At 55.0% G+C, this 21,156-nt stretch carries 19 protein-coding genes and 1 pseudogene; 10 read left to right on the top strand and 10 right to left on the bottom strand.

Translation table 11 applies throughout. From position 1 onward, the window contains the following. Positions 1-7: 7 nt before the first annotated feature. The 8 genes from ruvX to metK all read right to left on the bottom strand — a co-directional run bounded on the left by ruvX (position 8) and on the right by metK (position 7,091). Positions 8-424 carry a Holliday junction resolvase RuvX gene (gene ruvX / locus ELK40_RS19025; protein WP_127732267.1) on the bottom strand — a complete coding sequence of 139 codons (417 nt, stop codon included), beginning with the start codon at positions 422-424 and terminating at the stop codon, positions 8-10. Beyond that, positions 424-984 (bottom strand): YqgE/AlgH family protein, encoded by a 561-nt coding sequence (locus tag ELK40_RS19020; RefSeq protein ID WP_020883695.1) that lies wholly within the window; start codon positions 982-984, stop codon positions 424-426. The genes ruvX and ELK40_RS19020 overlap by 1 nt, the downstream gene beginning before the upstream one ends. Before the next feature lie 87 nt (positions 985-1,071). Next, positions 1,072-2,019, bottom strand: a complete 948-nt coding sequence (gshB, locus tag ELK40_RS19015; protein ID WP_047173570.1) for a glutathione synthase — start codon at positions 2,017-2,019, stop codon at positions 1,072-1,074. Between the two features lie 19 nt (positions 2,020-2,038). Further along, positions 2,039-2,770: a 16S rRNA (uracil(1498)-N(3))-methyltransferase gene (gene rsmE / locus ELK40_RS19010; protein WP_127732265.1), complete on the bottom strand. Its 732-nt coding sequence runs from the start codon at positions 2,768-2,770 to the stop codon at positions 2,039-2,041. A 51-nt stretch (positions 2,771-2,821) separates the two neighbouring features. Further along, complete coding sequence (gene endA / locus ELK40_RS19005) at positions 2,822-3,529, bottom strand: deoxyribonuclease I (protein WP_115876242.1); 708 nt, start codon at positions 3,527-3,529, stop codon at positions 2,822-2,824. Positions 3,530-3,623: 94 nt separating this feature from the next. Next, the gene (locus tag ELK40_RS19000; protein WP_021242073.1) at positions 3,624-4,121 is read right to left on the bottom strand and encodes a SprT family zinc-dependent metalloprotease; all 498 of its coding nucleotides are present in this window, start codon (positions 4,119-4,121) and stop codon (positions 3,624-3,626) included. 58 nt (positions 4,122-4,179) lie between these two features. Next, a complete protein-coding gene (gene galP / locus ELK40_RS18995; protein ID WP_111963220.1) occupies positions 4,180-5,577 on the bottom strand; it encodes a galactose/proton symporter in 1,398 nt (465 codons plus the stop codon). Between the two features lie 359 nt (positions 5,578-5,936). Then, positions 5,937-7,091, bottom strand: a complete 1,155-nt coding sequence (metK, locus tag ELK40_RS18990; protein ID WP_014885184.1) for a methionine adenosyltransferase — start codon at positions 7,089-7,091, stop codon at positions 5,937-5,939. 479 nt (positions 7,092-7,570) lie between these two features. On the opposite strand from metK, the pseudogene ELK40_RS22985 reads away from it, so the two are divergent. The 4 genes and pseudogenes from ELK40_RS22985 to speB form a co-directional block, all read left to right on the top strand. Next, positions 7,571-7,660: pseudogene (locus ELK40_RS22985) on the top strand (hypothetical protein); the annotation flags it as partial. Between the two features lie 94 nt (positions 7,661-7,754). After that, on the top strand, positions 7,755-7,886 hold the full coding sequence (gene yqgB, locus ELK40_RS18980; RefSeq protein WP_127312443.1) for an acid stress response protein YqgB: 132 nt from the start codon (positions 7,755-7,757) through the stop codon (positions 7,884-7,886). 8 nt (positions 7,887-7,894) lie between these two features. Further along, on the top strand, positions 7,895-9,871 hold the full coding sequence (gene speA / locus ELK40_RS18975; protein ID WP_008499744.1) for a biosynthetic arginine decarboxylase: 1,977 nt from the start codon (positions 7,895-7,897) through the stop codon (positions 9,869-9,871). 230 nt (positions 9,872-10,101) lie between these two features. Next, positions 10,102-11,022: an agmatinase gene (gene speB / locus ELK40_RS18970; protein WP_008499737.1), complete on the top strand. Its 921-nt coding sequence runs from the start codon at positions 10,102-10,104 to the stop codon at positions 11,020-11,022. Positions 11,023-11,074: 52 nt separating this feature from the next. Here speB and ELK40_RS18965 read toward each other — a convergent pair whose 3' ends face one another. Together ELK40_RS18965 and ELK40_RS18960 are read right to left on the bottom strand one after the other, a co-directional pair. Beyond that, a complete protein-coding gene (locus ELK40_RS18965; RefSeq protein ID WP_115876239.1) occupies positions 11,075-12,343 on the bottom strand; it encodes an OprD family outer membrane porin in 1,269 nt (422 codons plus the stop codon). A 210-nt stretch (positions 12,344-12,553) separates the two neighbouring features. After that, positions 12,554-13,312 carry a M48 family metallopeptidase gene (locus ELK40_RS18960; protein WP_021242066.1) on the bottom strand — a complete coding sequence of 253 codons (759 nt, stop codon included), beginning with the start codon at positions 13,310-13,312 and terminating at the stop codon, positions 12,554-12,556. A gap of 272 nt (positions 13,313-13,584) precedes the next feature. Here ELK40_RS18960 and tkt point away from each other — a divergent pair, with 272 nt between their 5' ends. The 6 genes from tkt (at position 13,585) to argO (ending at position 21,128) form a co-directional block, all read left to right on the top strand. Next, positions 13,585-15,576, top strand: a complete 1,992-nt coding sequence (gene tkt, locus ELK40_RS18955) for a transketolase (protein WP_045355615.1) — start codon at positions 13,585-13,587, stop codon at positions 15,574-15,576. A 325-nt stretch (positions 15,577-15,901) separates the two neighbouring features. After that, entirely contained in the window at positions 15,902-16,921 is a 1,020-nt protein-coding gene (gene epd / locus ELK40_RS18950) for an erythrose-4-phosphate dehydrogenase (protein ID WP_127732263.1), read from the top strand. Positions 16,922-16,970: 49 nt separating this feature from the next. Continuing rightward, positions 16,971-18,134 carry a phosphoglycerate kinase gene (gene pgk / locus ELK40_RS18945; protein ID WP_023309116.1) on the top strand — a complete coding sequence of 388 codons (1,164 nt, stop codon included), beginning with the start codon at positions 16,971-16,973 and terminating at the stop codon, positions 18,132-18,134. A gap of 92 nt (positions 18,135-18,226) precedes the next feature. Continuing rightward, a complete protein-coding gene (gene fbaA, locus ELK40_RS18940) occupies positions 18,227-19,306 on the top strand; it encodes a class II fructose-bisphosphate aldolase (protein ID WP_008499731.1) in 1,080 nt (359 codons plus the stop codon). 186 nt (positions 19,307-19,492) lie between these two features. Further along, entirely contained in the window at positions 19,493-20,347 is an 855-nt protein-coding gene (locus tag ELK40_RS18935; RefSeq protein WP_111963216.1) for a small-conductance mechanosensitive channel MscS, read from the top strand. 145 nt (positions 20,348-20,492) lie between these two features. Beyond that, the gene (argO, locus tag ELK40_RS18930) at positions 20,493-21,128 is read left to right on the top strand and encodes an arginine exporter ArgO (protein ID WP_127732260.1); all 636 of its coding nucleotides are present in this window, start codon (positions 20,493-20,495) and stop codon (positions 21,126-21,128) included. The last annotated feature ends 28 nt before the right edge of the window (positions 21,129-21,156 follow it).

Raw genomic sequence — 21,156 nt, 5'->3', positions numbered from 1 at the left:
CCCGTGCTTAAAAGCCCTGTTCGAAATAGCTTTCGAGGATAATCACGGCAGAAGCGGAGTCCACGCTGCCTTTGTTGAGCGCCCGGAAGCCGCCGTGCTCAAACAGACCCGCACGCGCTTCGACGGTGCTAAGACGCTCGTCGTGAAGCTTCACGGAGACGCCAAAGCGGCCATGGATTTTATTGGCGAACTTTCGCGCCCGGGCGGTAAGCGGCTGTTCGGTACCGTCCATGTTCAGCGGCAGCCCAACAATAATGTCATCCGGCTGCCACTCTTTGAGCAGACGCTCAATAAGATTCCAGTCCGGCGTACCGTCGTTGGCCTTCAGGGCAGTAAGCGGACGCGCGGTACCGGTGATGCGCTGCCCCACGGCGACGCCAATGCTTTTGGTGCCAAAATCGAAGGCCAGAAGCGTTCCGCTCATCAGGCGTGCCCCGCTACGCCAGGCATGGTCAGGATATCAATACCAATCAGCTTCGCCGCGTCACGCCAGCGATCGGCGATGGGGGTTTTAAACAGGATATTCATGTCCGCAGGCGCGGTAAGCCATGCGTTATCGAGGATCTCCTGCTCAAGCTGGCCTTTCTCCCAGGACGAATAGCCTAACGCCACCAGCACTTCAGAAGGCTGCTCTGCGGTACCCAGCGTTTCGAGCACGTCACGCGAGGTGGTGATGACGGTGTTATCCGAAATTCGAATACTGGAAGAGAACACCGGCGGCGTATGCAGGATAAAACCGCGATCTTCTGCAAGAGGTCCGCCCAGCATCACAGGTTTATCAAGCCGTATTTCCGGCAGGCGCTCTTCAGCCGAGATTTTCAGCTTGTCCAGAATTCCTTCAACCTGAAGATTTTCCAGTGGTTTATTGATGATGATACCCATCGCGCCGTCTTCATTGTATTCACAAATATAAACCACGGCGCGGCGAAAAATCGGGTCCTGGAGAGCAGGCATGGCAATAAGAAAGTGATGCTGTAAATTCATTGTCAGAGGTACTGTTTCCTGGTTTAAAAAGCGACAGCGCCCAGTATGGGGACAAACACAGGCGCTGTCACTAATAGTATTGTTAGGTTATTTCTGTAAACGTTTTTCGATAGCGTCCATCAGCATTCCGGTGATCGAAATCGGGAATTCAGCCTCAATTTCACGAATGCAGGTCGGGCTGGTGACGTTCACTTCGGTCAGACGATCGCCGATGATATCCAGGCCAACGAAGATCAGGCCTTTGGCTTTCAGCGTCGGGCCAACGCGGCGGGCAATTTCCCAGTCGCTTTCGGTCAGCGGACGCGGTTCGCCGCGGCCACCGGCGGCCAGATTACCGCGGGTTTCACCACCCTGCGGGATACGCGCCAGGCAGTAAGGAACCGGTTCGCCATCCACGACCAGAACGCGTTTGTCGCCGTCTTTGATCGCCGGAATATAGTTCTGCGCCATGCAGTAACGCGTGCCCAGCTCGGTCAGGGTCTCGGCAATCACGCCAATGTTCGGGTCGCTCTCTTTCACGCGGAAAATCGACGCACCGCCCATGCCGTCCAGCGGCTTCATGATGATGTCGCCGTGCTTCTGCCAGAATTCCTTCAGCTGAGCTTTGCTGCGGGTCACCAGCGTTTCCGGCGTCAGGTCAGAGAACCAGGCGGTGTAGAGCTTCTCGTTGCAGTCGCGCAGGCTCTGCGGCTTGTTGACGATCAGCGTTCCTTTCTCTTCTGCGCGTTCGAGAATATAGGTGCAGTAGATGTATTCAGTGTCGAATGGCGGATCTTTACGCATCAGGATGACGTTGAGATCGGCAAGCGCAATGTCCTGCTCGGTGCCGAATTCGTACCATTTGTCGTAGTTCTGCTCGACGTTAACGATGCGGGTGCGGGCGCGGGCTTCACCGTTGATCAGGTAAAGATCGTTCATCTCCATATAGTGGAGTTCATAGCCGCGACGCTGCGCTTCCAGCAGCATGGCGAAGCTGGAATCTTTCTTGATGTTAATGTTTGCGATGGGGTCCATCACGATGCCGAGCTTGATCATGTTCTTCTCCGTTAATGCTTCAACCCAGATCGCCAAACCGTACCTGTAGCGCGGTAATGGCCGTGAGTGCCGTTGTCTCAGTGCGCAGAACGCGAGGTCCCAACAGAATATCAGTAAACTGGTAACGTGCCGTCATCGCAATTTCGTCCGCCGACAGGCCGCCTTCGGGGCCAATCAGCAGGCGAACGCGCTCAACGGGCAGCGGTAGCGTATTGATGCTGGCGCTGGCGCGCGGATGAAGATTGAGCTTCAGCCCACTGTCCTCTTCTGCACACCATTCCTCCAGACCCATCGCCGGGCGGATCTCCGGAATACGGTTCCGGCCACTCTGTTCGCAAGCCGCAATGGCAATTTTCTGCCACTGCTGGATCTTTTTGTTCAGACGTTCCGCGTCCAGTTTAACGCCACAGCGCTCAGAAAAAAGTGGCGTAATGAGGCTTACACCCAGTTCAATGGATTTCTGAATGGTGAACTCCATTTTCTCACCGCGCGACATGACCTGGCCCAGATGAATGTGCAGCGGTGATTCCCGGTCATCCACTTCACCGCGCAGGACGTTCACGTGTACGCTTTTTTTATCTGCCCGCGTAATTTCGGCGTCGAACACCTGGTTCGAGCCGTCGAACAGCTGGATTGCCTGACCGGCGCCCATGCGCAGCACGCGGCCAACGTGGTTGGCGGCGTCATCAGACAGGGCGATTTCGCGGCCTGCGGTAATCAGTTCAGGGTGGTAAATGCGGGGAATGCGCATAGTCAGAAATTCCATGTGTCATGCGATATAAGCGAATTGCCGTAGTGTAGGTTAGCTCTTTTGCGCCTGGCAAGCCCGCTGGACGTAAGGGTTGTGATTCCCCTGGACTCTGGCGATACGGTCGTCGCGCTGGCATTCCCACTCCGTCACCGGATACTGCTTGTCCCAGGCGTTGAACAGCTGCGTCTGCTGGCGGGAGAGGTTGAGATCGTAACGGTCGCGCATATAGAAGTAGGTACGGGCAATGCTGCCGCGCGCGCGGGCAGGGGGCTCGGCGACTTTCTCTTTAAAATCAATCTTCATACCGCACTGGCCGTACTGGCCTTCGCCACCGTTCCACTGGCTGTACATGAAGTTACCCCGGTCGCCGTTCACTTCGCCCACCGCGGGCTGCAGGTTATGCATGTCGCTTTCCATCTGGCGGTAAACCGGGTCTTTGGCACAGTTTTTACGTCCGCCATCCTGCCAGCACTGGCGCTGGTGGCCAAACTGCCATGCCGGAACGACATGTTCCCATTCAATACGGCTGGCGCGGTTTTCGTTTTTACGCACCTTGTAGCCGCAGGATTCAAGGTCAACGACCCCTTTTTTACCCTGCCAGTTAATTTTACAGCCGCAGTAGAAATCGCCCGGCACATCGGCGTTCACCTTCACGCCTGCGGCCTTGGCCTGGGAAAAACTGTTGATACCGTCGGCCAGAGCATGGCCTGAGAGCGCCGTCGTCAGAAAGGCGACCGCGAGAGAAAAATTACGGGACATCTTACACTCCGTGTCAAAACGAGCCCGCAACGTAACGAATGTTGTTCCTGTATGCAATCAGTCAGATCAGGAAAGTTCCTGAAAGTTCAGATGATTATTCCGCAACCAGCGGCTCGCCGCATTTGACGCAGCGGTAGGTCGCCTCGCCGCGCACCACGCGATTATGGCGACGGACGGTAAGCTGGTGCTGCTGGCACTGACAGCGGTAGGGGAAGGTATTGCGGCGCACCGACTCCAGCTCGAACTGGTGGGTACGGCGCGCCGGAACGCCGAGCACCGCCTCCATCATCCACTTCCACTCTTTTCCATGGGGGGCGACGCGCCCGAAGTGCTTCCACACCAGCAGATGCGCCAGCTCGTGCGGCACCACTTCATCGATAAACGCCTGCTGGTTTTCCATCATCAGCACCGGGTTAAGGCGGATTTCATACGACTCGAGCCAGGCGGTACCGGCCGAGGTGCCACGCTGCTGGTAGACGAGTTTGGGTTCAGGGTAGTTGCGCCCAAGCTTCAGGTTCGCCTGGGCGAGCTTTTCCCGCAGGCTGCGCATAACGGCCTGCTGAATGGCGATGGGGAGACGGGGTGCTTTCATAGGGGCAGAGCATAAAGCGCGAAGCGGGGAGGTGCAAGAGGCACCTCCCGAGTGAGGATTAGTCGTGGGCGCCGATTTCGCGCAGAGGACGACCTTTCATCAGATTACGTTCAATATGTTCCAGGGACACATGTTTGGTTTCTGGAACCAGCCAGATGGTCAGCACAATAAAGAAGATGTTCAGACCGGCGTAGACCCAGAAGGTGTTCGCGTTGCCCAGGGTATTGAGCATGGTCAGGAACGTTGCGCCGACGATCATGTTGGCAATCCAGTTGGTTGCGGTAGAGCAGGTGATGCCAAAATCACGTCCTTTCAGCGGCTGGATCTCAGAGCACAGCACCCAGATCAGCGGACCGGCGCTCATCGCAAACCCGACGATAAACATCAGCAGCATGCCTACCGCAAAGTACTGGGCGGTTGGGGAGTGAATGCCCACATGCATCATGGTACCGAGGACGCCCATACCGGCCGCCATCACCAGGAAGCCCAGCGTCAGGGTTGGCTTACGTCCCCAGCGGTCCACCAGACCGATGGCGATAAAGGTCGCCAGCACGTTGGTCAGACCCACGATGACGGTCCCCCACATCTGCTCGGTGGTGTTGGTATAACCCGCCAGCTCAAAGATTTTGGGCGCGTAGTACATGATGACGTTCATCCCCGTGAACTGCTGCATAACCTGCAGCAGTACGCCGAGGAAAACGGCGCGACGGAAGTTGCTGTTCTCTTTAAACAGCGCCCAGCCGGACTGTTTGACCTTCAGGCTTTCGCGGATCTCTTCCAGCTCGTTTTTCGCTTCCGCGCTGGTATCGCGCAGGCGCATCAGCACGCGTTCTGCATCGTGGAATCGACGTTTTGCAGCAAACCAGCGAGGGCTGTCCGGCAGGAAGAAGACGCCAATCAGCAGCAGAACCGCAGGGATGATGATCACGCCGAGCATCCAGCGCCATGCGCCGCTGTAGCTAAACGCCGTATCGGAAAGGTACGCGCCCAGGATACCAATGGTGATCATCAGCTGGTACATGGAAATCATACTGCCGCGGATTTTCTCCGGCGCAATTTCAGACAGGTAAAGCGGGGCGGTATAGGACGCCACGCCCACGGCCAGACCAAGCAGCACGCGGGAAACCAGCAGGACCTCAACGTTAGGCGCTGCGGCAGAGAAGAGTGAGCCGGCAACGAACAGGATCGCGCCGATCATCAGGCTCTTTTTACGTCCGAGCTTAAAGGAGAGCCAGCCGCTGCCGACGGCCCCGACGGCCGCGCCAAACATCATTGAGCTAACCACCCACTCCTGGGTGTGAGCGCTGATCTGGAACTCTTCTGTAATGAAAGGTAATGCACCGGCAATCACGCCGATATCCAGGCCAAAAAGTAATCCTGCCAGGGCGGCGAGGAAACAGACGAAGAATGTCATCGCCTTGTTGGACGTACGCCCCTGTTTTTTATTGTCAGGCATTATGCCCTCCAGTTGGGTTATCAGTTTTATTGATGTTAAGGGTAGGTGAGCGACCCACAAAAATATGTGAGATTAATCACATAGGTGTAATCGGTTACACAGCTTTGCAACCGTAAATAAAATTAAAGCTTTGAAAATATAGAGGTAAATGAGGTGATATGCATCGCGAAAGGACACATTTCAGACTTAACTGAAAGGGAATGTAACAGCAGAAGAAAGGCGAACATGCAAAGAGAATATTCTGAAAGCGCATTCGTGTCGGTGCGGTGTAATCGGTTCCAAAGGGTACACCTTTCAGCCGCCATCCGACAAAAAAAGGCCAGCCCGAAGGCTGGCCTTTTAAAAGCGATATCAGTCGATTACTTCAGACCGGCAGCTTCACGCAGCAGAGCGGCTTTGTCGGTTTTTTCCCATGGGAAATGTTCACGACCAAAGTGACCGTATGCAGCGGTTTCTTTATAGATAGGGTGCAGCAGATCCAGCATCTGAATCAGGCCGTATGGACGCAGGTCGAAGAACTCGCGTACCAGCAGCGTCAGCTGTTCTGAAGGCACTTTCTCGGTACCAAAGGTTTCAACCATGATGGAGGTGGGTTCAGCCACGCCGATTGCGTAGGAGACCTGAATCTCACAGCGGTCAGCCAGGCCGGCAGCAACGATGTTTTTCGCCACATAACGTGCCGCGTACGCCGCAGAACGGTCAACTTTAGACGGATCTTTACCGGAGAACGCACCGCCACCGTGACGCGCCATGCCGCCGTAAGTATCAACGATGATTTTACGACCTGTCAGACCGCAGTCACCCATTGGGCCGCCGATAACAAAGCGTCCGGTTGGGTTGATGAAGAATTTGGTCGCAGAGCTCAGCCATTCGGTAGGCAGAACCGGCTTGATGATCTCTTCCATCACTGCTTCCTGCAGGGATTTCTGATCGATTTCTTCGGAATGCTGGGTAGACAGAACCACCGCGTCAATCCCGACGATTTTGCCGTCGTCATACTGGAAGGTGACCTGGCTTTTCGCATCCGGGCGCAGCCACGGCAGGGTGCCGTTTTTACGCACTTCTGCCTGACGCTGCACCAGACGGTGTGCGTAGGTGACCGGTGCAGGCATCAGCACGTCGGTTTCGTTGGTGGCATAGCCGAACATCAGACCCTGGTCGCCCGCGCCCTGTTCCAGCGGATCGGCACGGTCAACGCCCTGGTTGATATCCGGAGACTGTTTGCCAATTGCGCTCAGTACCGCGCAGGAGTTGGCATCAAAACCCATATCAGAATGCACATAGCCGATCTCACGCACCGTGTTACGGGTGATCTCTTCGATATCAACCCATGCGCTGGTGGTGATCTCACCGCCAACCAGAACCATGCCGGTTTTGACATAGGTTTCGCACGCTACGCGCGCTTTAGGATCCTGCGCCAGGATCGCATCCAGCACCGCATCGGAGATTTGGTCAGCAATTTTATCAGGATGTCCTTCTGATACGGACTCGGACGTAAACAGGTGTTTTGCCATGTTTTATTTCACCTAAGAGGAATTTGGTTAGCTCAAGCTGCTGTGTGGAATAGCCAAAGGAGATAATTCTACCAAGGCCTGCAGGTTTTTGACACTGGCAGTATGAGTGTTAATCAGTATAGATGGATTAACATCTGGATGGCTATTTTAGGTCACTTCTTCGCCCGATTTCCAGTTTTTTTTGACTAACCTCTCACTCAGTTGAAATTGCTGCTGGCAATAATTCCTGACGGCTCCGGCAACACGCGCATTTTTGTTTTGCTTTTTAACCCCCTTCTCGGTATAAAACGCGGCGCGCGGCTCATATAAAATAAGCGCTCGATGAACTCATCGTGTCGCCACTTCCAGCCGGGTTAAGCAGTGAACTTTTAGCTTTGGCTTGGGGTCCGTTTCAGCAGAAGCGGCCGTGGAGGTGATACGAGATAATGAACCATCGTTTTCCGCTAATTCAGCGCAGCCGTTCTGGCGCGCATTTGATTCCCGCAACCCGCATTTTTAGTCTGCAAACCTGCCGATGTTATACCCATCTCGGCGCTTCTCAGGATTCCAGGGCCGGTCGCGCTTTGTGAAAACTGAACAAGGGCGCTCTTGTTAATACAAGAGTTTTCTCGTGGTTTCGCCGAACCTTGTCATACAGAGTTCGGATACGTGTTTTACAATGATATGAATAAGAAACCGGTCGCACGGTCTGGATTTCAGCATACTCTGCTGGGAAACGGAGCCGTTTATGGGTTGTTATCGCCGTATAACGCTGCGATAGTAGTCAACTGTTTTACACTTAATACAAAGAGTTGAGGTTCGCTATGTCTGACGACATGTCTTCTTTTTCGCCTTCGTCAGCGGGCGAACAGGGTGTACTACGTTCTATGCAGGAGGTTGCGATGAGCTCCGAGGAAGCCAGCAAGATGCTGCGCACTTACAATATTGCCTGGTGGGGCAATAACTATTACGACGTCAACGAACTGGGCCACATCAGCGTCTGCCCGGATCCGGACGTCCCTGAAGCGCGCGTGGATCTTGCGAAGCTGGTTAAAGCCCGTGAAGCTCAGGGCCAGCGTTTGCCTGCACTGTTCTGCTTCCCGCAGATCCTGCAACATCGCCTGCGTTCGATTAACGCCGCGTTTAAGCGCGCGCGTGAGTCCTACGGTTATAAAGGTGACTACTTCCTGGTTTACCCGATCAAGGTGAACCAGCACCGCCGCGTAATTGAATCTCTGATCCACTCCGGCGAGCCGCTGGGTTTGGAAGCAGGTTCCAAAGCGGAACTGATGGCAGTTCTGGCGCATGCGGGCATGACCCGTTCAGTGATCGTCTGTAACGGCTATAAAGACCGTGAATACATTCGTCTGGCGCTGATTGGCGAGAAGATGGGCCACAAGGTCTATCTGGTTATCGAAAAGATGACCGAAATCGCCATCGTGCTGGAAGAAGCCGAGCGTTTGAACGTGGTGCCACGCCTTGGCGTGCGTGCGCGTCTGGCGTCGCAGGGTTCCGGCAAATGGCAGTCCTCCGGCGGCGAAAAATCCAAGTTCGGCCTGGCGGCAAACCAGGTACTGCAGCTGGTGGAAATCCTGCGCGAGCGCGGTCGACTGGACAGCATTCAGCTGCTGCACTTCCACCTCGGCTCGCAGATGGCCAACATTCGCGATATTGCGACCGGCGTGCGTGAGTCAGCGCGTTTCTACGTTGAGCTGCATAAGCTTGGCGTAAATATTCAGTGCTTCGACGTGGGCGGCGGCCTGGGCGTGGACTACGAAGGAACCCGCTCGCAATCTGACTGCTCCGTGAACTACGGCCTGAACGAATACGCGAACAATATCATCTGGGCGATCGGCGATGCCTGTGAAGAGAACGGCCTGCCGCACCCGACGGTGATCACCGAATCCGGTCGCGCGGTGACCGCGCACCATACGGTGCTGGTCTCGAACATCATCGGCGTTGAGCGCAGCGAAACCACCGAAGCGACGCCGCCGGCAGACGATGCGCCGCGTTCCCTGCAGAGCATGTGGGAAACCTGGCAGGAGATGCACGAGCCGGGCACGCGTCGTTCCCTGCGCGAATGGCTGCACGACAGCCAGATGGACCTGCACGATATTCACGTGGGCTATTCTTCAGGCACCTTCAGCCTGCAGGAGCGCGCGTGGGCGGAGCAGCTCTATCTGAACATGTGCCATGAAGTGCAGAAACAGCTCGACCCGAGCAACCGCGCGCACCGTCCGATTATCGACGAGCTGCAGGAGCGTATGGCGGATAAGATTTACGTCAACTTCTCGCTGTTCCAGTCGATGCCGGATGCCTGGGGTATCGATCAGCTGTTCCCGGTTCTGCCGCTGGAAGGGCTGAACCACGCCCCGGAACGTCGCGCGGTGCTGCTGGACATTACCTGCGATTCCGACGGTGCTATCGACCACTACGTTGACGGCGACGGCATCGCAACGACAATGCCAATGCCGGAATACGACCCGGAGAACCCGCCGATGCTGGGCTTCTTTATGGTCGGCGCGTATCAGGAGATCCTCGGCAACATGCATAACCTGTTCGGTGATACCGAAGCGGTGGACGTGTTCGTGTTCCCTGACGGCAGCGTGGAAGTTGAGCTGTCCGATGAAGGGGACACCGTGGCGGACATGCTGGAATACGTTCAGCTCGATCCGAAAACCCTGCTGACACAGTTCCGCGATCAGGTGAAAAACACCGGTCTGGACGACGCGCTCCAGCAGCAGTTCCTGGAAGAGTTTGAAGCGGGTCTGTACGGATATACGTATCTGGAAGACGAATAGTCGCTGATGCCCGGTGGCGCTGCGCTTACCGGGCCTACGAATGTAGGCCGGATAAGGCGAAGCCGCCATCCGGCAGAATGCTATACTCACTTGAACCCGTATGCATTACCGGCGATAATTCGCCCTAATAAGCGATTTACGAATCAATCCCTTCCTCGTCGGGTTTAACGACGCGGAGGGGATTTTTTTTCATCTGTTTTTAATGTATCGACTTTAAAAGAGGTCAGGACATGAGCACTTTAGGTCATCAGTACGATAACTCTCTGGTATCTAACGCGTTTGGTTTTTTACGCCTTCCGATGAACTTCCAGCCGTACGACAGCGACGCTGACTGGGTGATCACCGGCGTGCCGTTCGATATGGCGACATCTGGCCGCGCGGGTGGTCGTCACGGCCCGGCGGCGATCCGTCAGGTTTCCACTAACCTGGCCTGGGAGCACAACCGCTTCCCGTGGAACTTCGACATGCGCGAGCGCCTGAACGTGGTGGACTGCGGTGACCTGGTGTATGCCTTCGGCGACGCGCGTGAGATGAGCGAAAAGCTGCAGGCGCACGCCGAGAAGCTGCTGGCTGCCGGTAAGCGCATGCTCTCCTTCGGCGGCGACCACTTCGTGACCCTGCCGCTGCTGCGCGCCCACGCGAAGCACTTCGGTAAAATGGCGCTGGTACACTTTGATGCGCATACCGACACCTACGCGAACGGCTGTGAGTTTGACCACGGCACCATGTTCTTTACCGCGCCGAACGAAGGTCTGATCGACCCGAACCACTCCGTGCAGATCGGTATTCGCACCGAGTTCGACAAAGATAACGGCTTCACCGTGCTGGATGCGGGTCAGGTTAACGACCGCGGCGTGGATGACATCCTCGCTCAGGTGAAGCAGATTGTGGGTGATATGCCTGTCTATCTGACCTTCGACATCGACTGCCTGGATCCGGCATTTGCTCCCGGTACCGGTACGCCGGTCATCGGCGGTTTGACCTCAGATCGTGCCATCAAGCTGGTGCGCGGCCTGAAGGATCTGAACATTGTCGGGATGGACGTGGTGGAAGTGGCGCCTGCCTATGACCAGTCCGAGATCACTGCGCTGGCCGCAGCGACTCTGGCACTGGAAATGCTCTACATTCAGGCAGCTAAAAAAGGCGAATAAGCCTCGCCTGGCGTGAAAAAAAACCTCTCTATTGAGAGGTTTTTTATTGCCTTTAGAACACGTTAAACGGGTATTCCACGTAAGCGCGGATCTCGTCCCCGCCCACGTTGTAATCGCTGGCGTTGCTGGAGACGCGCAGGACGGAGTAGCGCAGTTTAAGCTTCAGATCCTTAGCCGGACCATCCTGCACCTGGTACTGGATCTGGTTAAACCACTCGTGCTCTTTGCCGTTGCTGGTTTCAGAGGTTTTGATGTTATCGCCACGCACGTAGGCGGTGGTCCAGCTCAGGCCCGGTAAGCCAAGGCCGCTAAAGTCCAGACCGTAGGAAGCCTGCCATGAACGTTCATCTTCGCCGTTAAAATCTGACCAGTAGGAGTTCGCCAGCCAGATGGTGTTACCGCCGTCACCCACGCCGCCCTTGTCACGATAGCCGCCGTAGTTGTAGCCGGTACTGCCGCTGCTCTGCTGGTACGCCACTTTGAACGTGTGAATATCCCAGATGTAGCTCGCCGCCAGGCTCCAGATAGTGTTGCTGCGGCCCGTGTCGAGGCTGTCCGCGTAACTCTGATCGAGACGGGAGTTATAGCCGTTGAAGTCGAGCACCAGCTGCTGCCCGGTGCTGAACGGCTGCTTGAAGTTCAGGCCCAGATACTGCTTGTTCATCACCTCTTCATTGTGAGAGGCGTAAAGCGCGCCGCTGAACTGGTCGTTAAACTGGTAGCTCGCGCCGCCGAAGGAGAGGCTCTTCAGTCCGCTGTCGTGGCGATCGTCACTTTTACGCTGCTCGTCGGTGAAATAACCGGCGTTGATTTCCAGACCGTCGATCTCTTTTGAGGTCAGCATGGCGCCGGTGTAGCTTTCAAACAGCAGGCGAGAGCTGTCGGCATTGACGATAGGCAATTCAGGACGCTGATTCCCGTAGCTCAGTACGGTATTCGAGATGCGCATTTTGGCGGTTGCGCCAAACTTTGCCAGATCGGATTTTGCCCGGCCGTCGTCTTCCTGCTTAAAGAAGTCGATGCCGCCTGCGCCGCTTTTGCCGCGACCGCCGTCCAGGCGCACGCCGTATTGAGCAATACCGTCCACACCAAAGCCCACCAGCCCTTCGGTATAGCCGGATGCAAACGTGGCGATGATCCCCTGACCCCATTCGGCTTTGTCCTGCTGGCCCTGATGGTAGTCGCGGCTGATATACGCATTGCGGAAAAACAGGTCCAGACGGCTGTCGTCAATAAAACCCTGGCTGTCGGATTGCTGGCTTGCAGCGGCAGGTAATGCGGCAAATAAGCTTAAAGCAACTAATGATAATTCTTTTTTCACGGAGGGAACGTCTCTGTCTGGATATATTAATTTGAATAACTGCGGAGGTGATAATTACCGGAAAAAGTGACCTTTGCAATAATTATGTGACCAGACATTTCAATGCCATAGGGCAGATTTGGCGGGGCTTTCAGGGGTGTTATCGATACGTGCTGTTAAGTTAACAATTCATGCGAAATAAAAAGGAGGCAAAACTGCCTCCTCCTGAAATTATTTAATTCCGTCTGCGGCCATACGGTCGCGAATATGCTGCGCGCGTTCTTCTGAGGCCGGGTGATCGTCAAACATTGAGCTTTGGCGTCCCGCTTCCAGCTTGGCCAGTTTTTCGAAGCTGGTGGCTAAGCCTGATGGATTAATGCCGCGTTTGCGCAACAGATCGTAGGAGTAGTCATCCGCCTCGGACTCCTGACGCTGTGAGAACTGAGAGTTAACCAGCTTTTCACCCACGTCGCCAAGCTGTGACTGTGACAGGCTGCCAACGATCCCGCCCGCAGAGGCCGCCGCTGCGCGGATGGCATTGGTGCCCAGGGCAACCTGCATCCCTTTCTTCACGTGGCCCAGGGCAACGTGGCCCATTTCATGGCCGATAACCGCTTCCACTTCGTTGTCGGTCATCATATCCATCAGTCCGCTATAGACGCGGATACAGCCGTTCGCCATCGCGAAGGCGTTGACGTCTTTCGCCATGTACACCTTGTAGTTCACCGGCTGGCCGTTGATGTTGTCGCCCAGCGCGGAAGCAATCTTATTCAGACGCTGCGTGTAGGTACTGTTGGCCGGCGCAAGCGTGGCTTTTCCGTCCATATCTTTACAGGCCTGGTCGCTCAGCGCTTTCACCTGCGCATCGCTCAGGGAATAGGCCTGAAAGGCCTCTGCCCCTGACGTCATCAGACCGTTAGAATCCATATTCTGACAGCCGCTCAGCAGGAGCGTTGTACCCAGGGCCAGCACTATTGCACGCATTTTCATGAGGTTGCTTCCGTACTCGTTAATCTGAATAAAATCCGAAAAGGTCACCGTCAGCGAAGCCGGTGTCGGGCTAAGTATAAGGAATATCTACAGGGCCGGGCGAGTAGATTGCGCAACATGCGAGCATGATCCAGAGATTTCTTAAGCTGCAAAAGAATGGTCCATGTACATGGCATGCCGCTTGGGTTACATTGTTGGCACTTTTTTCCGGCGTAGCCCAAAACGCGCTGTCGTCAAGGGCATGGCCTTTAACAGTCCGATCTGGAGTTAAAATGTCCTCACGTAAAGAGCTTGCTAATGCTATTCGTGCGCTGAGCATGGACGCAGTTCAGAAAGCCAAATCCGGCCACCCAGGGGCCCCTATGGGTATGGCTGATATCGCCGAAGTCCTGTGGCGTGATTTCCTGAACCACAACCCGCAGAACCCGTCATGGGCTGACCGCGACCGCTTCGTGCTATCCAACGGCCACGGCTCTATGCTGATCTATAGCCTGCTGCACCTCACCGGCTACGATCTGCCAATTGAAGAGCTGAAAAACTTCCGTCAGCTGCACTCCAAAACTCCAGGTCACCCGGAAGTGGGCTACACCGCTGGCGTAGAAACCACCACCGGCCCGCTGGGTCAGGGTATTGCTAACGCCGTGGGTATGGCGATTGCTGAGAAGACCCTGGCGGCGCAGTTCAACCGTCCTGGTCACGACATCGTTGACCACTTCACCTACGCGTTCATGGGCGACGGCTGCATGATGGAAGGCATTTCTCACGAAGTGTGTTCCCTGGCAGGTACCCTGAAGCTGGGTAAACTGGTTGCGTTCTATGACGACAACGGTATCTCCATCGACGGTCACGTTGAAGGCTGGTTCACCGACGACACCGCAGCACGTTTCGAAGCCTACGGCTGGCACGTTGTGCGTGGCGTTGATGGTCACGATGCTGACTCGATTAAACGTGCAGTGGAAGAAGCGCGCGCTGTGACGGACAAACCGTCCCTGCTGATGTGCAAAACCATCATCGGCTTCGGTTCACCGAACAAAGCGGGTACGCACGACTCCCACGGCGCGCCGCTGGGTGATGCAGAAATCGCACTGACCCGCGAAGCGCTGGGCTGGAAACACCCTGCATTCGAAATCCCATCAGAGATTTACGCTCAGTGGGATGCAAAAGAAGTAGGCCAGGCGAAAGAAGCGGCCTGGAACGAGAAGTTCGCTGCTTACGCGAAAGCCTTCCCGCAGGAAGCGGCTGAATTCACCCGTCGTATGAAAGGTGACATGCCGTCTGACTTCGACGCGAAAGCGAACGAGTTTATCGCTAAGCTGCAGGCGAACCCGTCTAAAATCGCGAGCCGTAAAGCGTCTCAGAATGCGATTGAAGCGTTCGGCCCATGGCTGCCAGAATTCCTGGGCGGCTCCGCTGACCTGGCGCCATCTAACCTGACCCTGTGGTCTGGTTCTAAGCCAATCAACGAAGATACTGCCGGTAACTACATCCATTACGGTGTACGTGAATTCGGTATGACCGCGATTGCCAACGGTATCTCCCTGCACGGTGGTTTCCTGCCGTACACCTCTACCTTCCTGATGTTCGTTGAATATGCCCGTAACGCCGTGCGTATGGCGGCGCTGATGAAACAGCGTCAGGTGATGGTCTACACCCACGACTCCATCGGTCTTGGCGAAGACGGCCCAACTCACCAGCCGGTAGAGCAGGTGGCTTCCCTGCGCGTGACCCCGAACATGAGCACATGGCGTCCATGTGACCAGGTTGAATCCGCGGTGGCGTGGAAATACGGCGTTGAGCGTCAGGACGGTCCAACCGCGCTGATCCTCTCCCGTCAGAACCTGGCGCAGCAGGAGCGTACCCCTGAGCAGCTGGCAAACATCGCTCGCGGTGGTTACGTGCTGAAAGATTGCGCGGGCCAGCCTGAGCTGATCTTCATCGCTACCGGTTCTGAAGTTGAGCTGGCTGTTGCCGCATGGGAAAAACTGACTGCCGAAGGCGTGAAGGCGCGCGTGGTCTCCATGCCGTCTACCGATGCGTTCGACAAGCAGGATGCCGCTTACCGTGAATCCGTTCTGCCTAAAGCGGTTTCCGCGCGTGTGGCAGTGGAAGCGGGTATCGCTGACTACTGGTTCAAATACGTGGGCCTGAACGGTGCCATCGTCGGTATGACCACCTTCGGTGAGTCTGCTCCGGCAGAGCAGCTGTTCGAAGAGTTCGGCTTCACCGTTGAGAACGTTGTCGCGAAAGCGAAAGAGCTGCTGTAATCGCCGTTTTGCCCGGTGGCGCTACGCTTACCGGGTCTACAAATGGCTCGAAAGTAGGCCGGGTAAGCGCTAGCGCGCCACCCGGCTTTTTTTGCGTCATTATTCCACCTAAAATGTGACGCAAGTCATATAGCTCGCTTATTCATCTGGACAGACATTCCTTTTATTCCCCGATTCGCTTATTCTTGCTGAAGCGTTTCAGTCGATTAAATGTTCGACAATTGACCAATCAATCGCAGTTTGTGACAGCAAGGATTCCCCTTCGGGCGTAGCTGGATTACTCTTTCAGCCACCTCAAACTCAGGGATTGCTTTGCAGGAGATCTATGACCGTACGCGTAGCGATTAATGGCTTCGGTCGCATCGGGCGTAACGTGGTTCGTGCTTTGTATGAATCCGGACGTCGGGCGGAAATAACCGTGGTGGCAATCAATGAACTGGCGGATGCTGCGGGCATGGCGCATTTATTGAAGTATGACACCAGCCACGGACGTTTCGCCTGGGATGTGCGCCAGGAAAGAGATCAGCTCTTTGTGGGTGATGACGCTATTCGTGTTCTGCATGAGAACAGCATTTCCGGGCTACCCTGGCGTGAACTGGGTGTGGATGTCGTGCTTGACTGTACCGGTGTTTATGGCAACCGCGAACACGGCGAAGCTCATCTGGCTGCAGGCGCGAAAAAAGTCCTGTTTTCTCATCCCGGCAGTAATGACCTCGACGCGACAGTCGTGTTTGGCGTCAACCAGCATGAGCTGCAGGCCGAACACCGCATTGTTTCCAACGCCTCCTGTACCACCAACTGCATTATTCCGGTCATCAAACTGTTAGACGATGCGTATGGCATTGAATCCGGCACCGTGACCACGATTCATTCCGCCATGCACGATCAGCAGGTTATCGACGCCTACCATCCGGATTTACGACGCACTCGCGCGGCGAGCCAGTCAATTATTCCGGTAGATACGAAACTGGCGGCAGGGATCACCCGAATTTTTCCGCAGTTTAATGACCGGTTTGAAGCGATTGCCGTGCGTGTTCCGACGATTAACGTTACCGCAATCGACCTTAGCGTGACGGTGAAAAAACCGGTAAAAGCCTGTGAAGTCAACCTGTTGCTGCAAAAAGCGGCACAGGGGGCATTTCATGGTATAGTTGACTATACGGAATTACCGTTGGTCTCAGTAGATTTTAACCACGACCCGCACAGCGCCATCGTCGATGGTACGCAAACGAGAGTCAGTGGGGCACACCTTATCAAGACGCTGGTCTGGTGTGATAACGAATGGGGCTTTGCTAACCGAATGCTCGACACCACGTTAGCAATGGCCGCTCAAGGTTTCAGGTAAGACGCATCGTGCGTCTGCAAAACTTTAAGAATCAACGAGAGGATTCACCATGTCTGTAATTAAGATGACCGATCTGGATCTGGCTGGTAAACGCGTTTTCATCCGTGCCGATCTGAACGTACCGGTTAAAGATGGCAAAGTGACCAGCGACGCGCGTATCCGTGCATCTCTGCCAACCATCGAACTGGCTCTGAAGCAGGGCGCGAAAGTGATGGTCACCTCCCACCTGGGTCGTCCAACTGAAGGCGAGTACAACGAAGAGTTCTCTCTGCTGCCAGTGGTTAATTACCTGAAAGACAAACTGTCCAACCCGGTTCGCCTGGTGAAAGATTACCTGGACGGCGTTGAAGTTGCGGCCGGTGAACTGGTTGTTCTGGAAAACGTTCGCTTCAACAAAGGCGAGAAGAAAGACGACGAAACCCTTTCCAAAAAATACGCTGCACTGTGCGACGTATTCGTGATGGATGCCTTCGGTACTGCTCACCGTGCACAGGCGTCAACCCACGGTATCGGTAAATTCGCAGACGTAGCGTGTGCCGGTCCTCTGCTGGCTGACGAACTGGAAGCGCTGGGTAAAGCACTGAAAGAACCAGCTCGTCCGATGGTGGCTATCGTTGGTGGTTCTAAAGTTTCTACCAAACTGACCGTTCTGGATTCCCTGTCTAAAATCGCTGACCAGCTGATCGTTGGCGGTGGTATCGCGAATACCTTCGTTGCCGCTCAGGGCCACAACGTCGGTAAATCCCTGTACGAAGCAGACCTGGTTGACGAAGCCAAACGCCTGCTGGGTACCTGTGATATCCCGGTTCCAACTGACGTTCGCGTCGCGACCGAGTTCTCCGAAACCGCAACCGCGACCCTGAAATCTGTAAACGACATCAAAGACGAAGAGCAGATTCTGGACCTGGGCGACGTTTCTGCACAGAAACTGGCTGAAATCCTCAAAAACGCAAAAACTATCCTGTGGAACGGTCCTGTTGGCGTGTTCGAATTCCCGAACTTCCGCAAAGGTACTGAAATCGTTGCTAACGCTATCGCAGACAGCGAAGCGTTCTCTATCGCAGGCGGTGGTGATACCCTGGCAGCAATCGACCTGTTCGGTATCGCTGACAAGATCTCCTACATCTCCACTGGTGGCGGTGCATTCCTCGAATTCGTGGAAGGCAAAGTACTGCCAGCAGTAGCAATGCTCGAAGAGCGCGCTAAGAAGTAAGCCATTCAAGGGCAGGGAAACCTGCCCAATTTTCAGCGCGCTTTTAAGAGCTCGCACCTTTTCTAACGGCCGAAGATACAGGACTAAGCAACATGTCTAAAATTTTTGATTTCGTAAAACCTGGCGTTATCACTGGTGATGACGTACAGAAAGTGTTCCAGGTAGCTAAAGAAAACAACTTCGCTCTGCCAGCAGTTAACTGCGTGGGTACCGACTCCATCAACGCCGTACTGGAAACTGCTGCTAAAGTTAAAGCTCCAGTTATCGTTCAGTTCTCTAACGGCGGCGCTGCGTTCATCGCAGGTAAAGGCGTGAAAACTGACATTCCTCAGGGTGCTGCAATCCTGGGCGCTATCTCTGGTGCGCACCACGTTCACCAGATGGCTGAACACTACGGTGTTCCAGTTATCCTGCACACTGACCACTGCGCGAAGAAACTGCTGCCGTGGATCGACGGTCTGCTGGACGCGGGTGAAAAACACTTCGCGGCAACCGGTAAGCCACTGTTCTCTTCTCACATGATCGACCTGTCTGAAGAGTCACTGCACGAAAACATCGAAATCTGCTCTAAGTACCTGGCGCGCATGGCCAAAATGGACATGACCCTGGAAATCGAACTGGGCTGCACCGGTGGTGAAGAAGACGGCGTGGACAACAGCCACATGGACGCTTCTGCCCTGTACACCCAGCCAGAAGACGTTGATTACGCTTACACCGAGCTGAGCAAAATCAGCCCACGCTTCACCATTGCAGCGTCCTTCGGTAACGTACACGGCGTTTACAAACCAGGTAACGTGGTTCTGACCCCGACCATCCTGCGTGATTCTCAGGAATACGTGTCTAAGAAACACAACCTGCCGCACAACAGCCTGAACTTCGTCTTCCACGGCGGTTCCGGTTCTTCTGCTCAGGAAATCAAAGACTCCGTAAGCTACGGCGTAGTGAAAATGAACATCGATACCGATACCCAGTGGGCAACCTGGGACGGTATCCTGCAGTACTACAAAGCGAACGAAGCTTACCTGCAGGGCCAGCTGGGCAACCCGAAAGGCGAAGACCAGCCGAACAAGAAATACTACGATCCACGCGTATGGCTGCGCGCTGCTCAGACGTCCATGGTGACCCGTCTGGAGCAGGCTTTCAAAGAACTGAACGCGATCGACGTTCTGTAATTTGAGCTGCTAACAGCATCAGAAGGCCCGCAAATGCGGGCCTTTTTTTATGCTTTTTCAATACCCTGCCAGACCTGTTTTTGTGATCTGTTTGGCAAACCCGGCACTTTTTGTTTACCCTTTACGAACCTGCCTGTCTCCATGGGGGATGGATTTTGTGTTTTGGTTTAACAAAAGGAAGAATAAATGGAACAACTCGATGTTGTAGACAGCATCAATAACGCCGGTAACTGGCTGGTACGCAACCAGGCGCTATTGCTGAGCTATGCCGTGAACATTGTCGCGGCGATTGCCATCATCATCGTCGGGATGATCGTGGCGCGTATCGTATCGAACGCGGTTAACCGCGTGATGCTGGCCCGTCACATTGACGCCACGGTGGCTGACTTCCTCTCCGCACTGGTGCGCTACGGCGTTATCGCCTTTACGCTGATTGCGGCGCTGGGCCGTGTGGGCGTGCAGACCGCCTCCGTCATCGCCGTTCTCGGTGCCGCCGGCCTGGCCATTGGTCTGGCGCTGCAGGGCTCGCTTTCAAACCTGGCGGCAGGCGTGCTGCTGGTAACCTTCCGTCCGTTCCGCTCCGGCGAATACGTTGACCTGGGCGGCATTGCCGGAACCGTGCTGCAGGTGCAGATTTTCTCTACGACCATGCGTACCGTGGATGGCCGCATCGTGGTCGTGCCGAACGGAAAAATCATTGCAGGCAACATTATTAACTTCTCCCGTGAACCGGTGCGTCGTAACGAACTGATTATCAGCGTGGCATACGACTCCGACATCGATCAGGTGAAGTCGCTGATTACTAATATCATTGCTTCAGACGATCGCATTCTGAAAGACAAAGAGCAGACGGTTCGCCTGAACGAACTCGGTGCTTCCTCCATTAACTTTGTGGTGCGCATCTGGAGCAAAAGCAGCGATCTGCAAAACGTGTACTGGGACGTGCTGGAACGCATTAAGCGCGACTTCGACGCCAACGGCATCAGCTTCCCGTATCCGCAGATGGACGTAAACGTCAAAAAAGTCAAAGAAGCAGAATAACGTCACCCGTAGGCCCGGTAGGCGCTCGCGCCACCGGGCTTTGCTTTCATAAGCTCCGCTAATACCCAATTAATATTATCCATTTCCTCTAATGTGATTCGCGCAGTATAGTCAGCCTCCAGAACAACACTGCGAGAAAATCGTCATGCTATCTTATTATTTTCAAGGGCTTGCCTTAGGCGCGGCCATGATCCTTCCGCTCGGACCGCAAAATGCGTTCGTGATGACTCAGGGCATCCGCCGCCAGTACCATCTGATGATTGCCCTGCTGTGCGCGGTAAGTGATTTACTGCTGATCTGCGCCGGGATTTTTGGCGGCAGCGCGCTGCTGATGCAGTCTCCGTGGCTGCTGGCGCTGGTTACCTGGGGCGGCGTGGCGTTTCTGCTCTGGTATGGTTTTGGTGCCCTGAAAACGGCGATGAGCAGCAATCTCGAGCTGGCGAGCGCGGAGGTCATGAAGCAGGGCCGCTGGAAGATTATCGTCACCATGCTGGCGGTCACCTGGCTTAATCCGCATGTTTATCTCGACACCTTTGTGGTGCTGGGCAGCCTGGGCGGACAGCTGGACGTTGAGCCGAAACGGTGGTTTGCGCTCGGTACGGTCAGCGCCTCGTTCCTCTGGTTCTTCGGTCTCGCCATTCTGGCGGCATGGCTGGCACCTCGCCTGCGTACGGCCAAAGCCCAGCGCATCATTAATACCCTTGTGGGGCTGGTGATGTGGTTTATTGCTTTTCAGCTGGCAAAAGAGGGGATTCACCACGTTCAGGAATTGTTCAACTAATCCTTGTCTTATGGACAACTGAACAAGA

The organism is Enterobacter sp. N18-03635, from assembly GCF_004006055.1.
Lineage (GTDB): Bacteria > Pseudomonadota > Gammaproteobacteria > Enterobacterales > Enterobacteriaceae > Enterobacter > Enterobacter vonholyi.
This window is presented reverse-complemented; position numbering and strand designations above follow the sequence as displayed.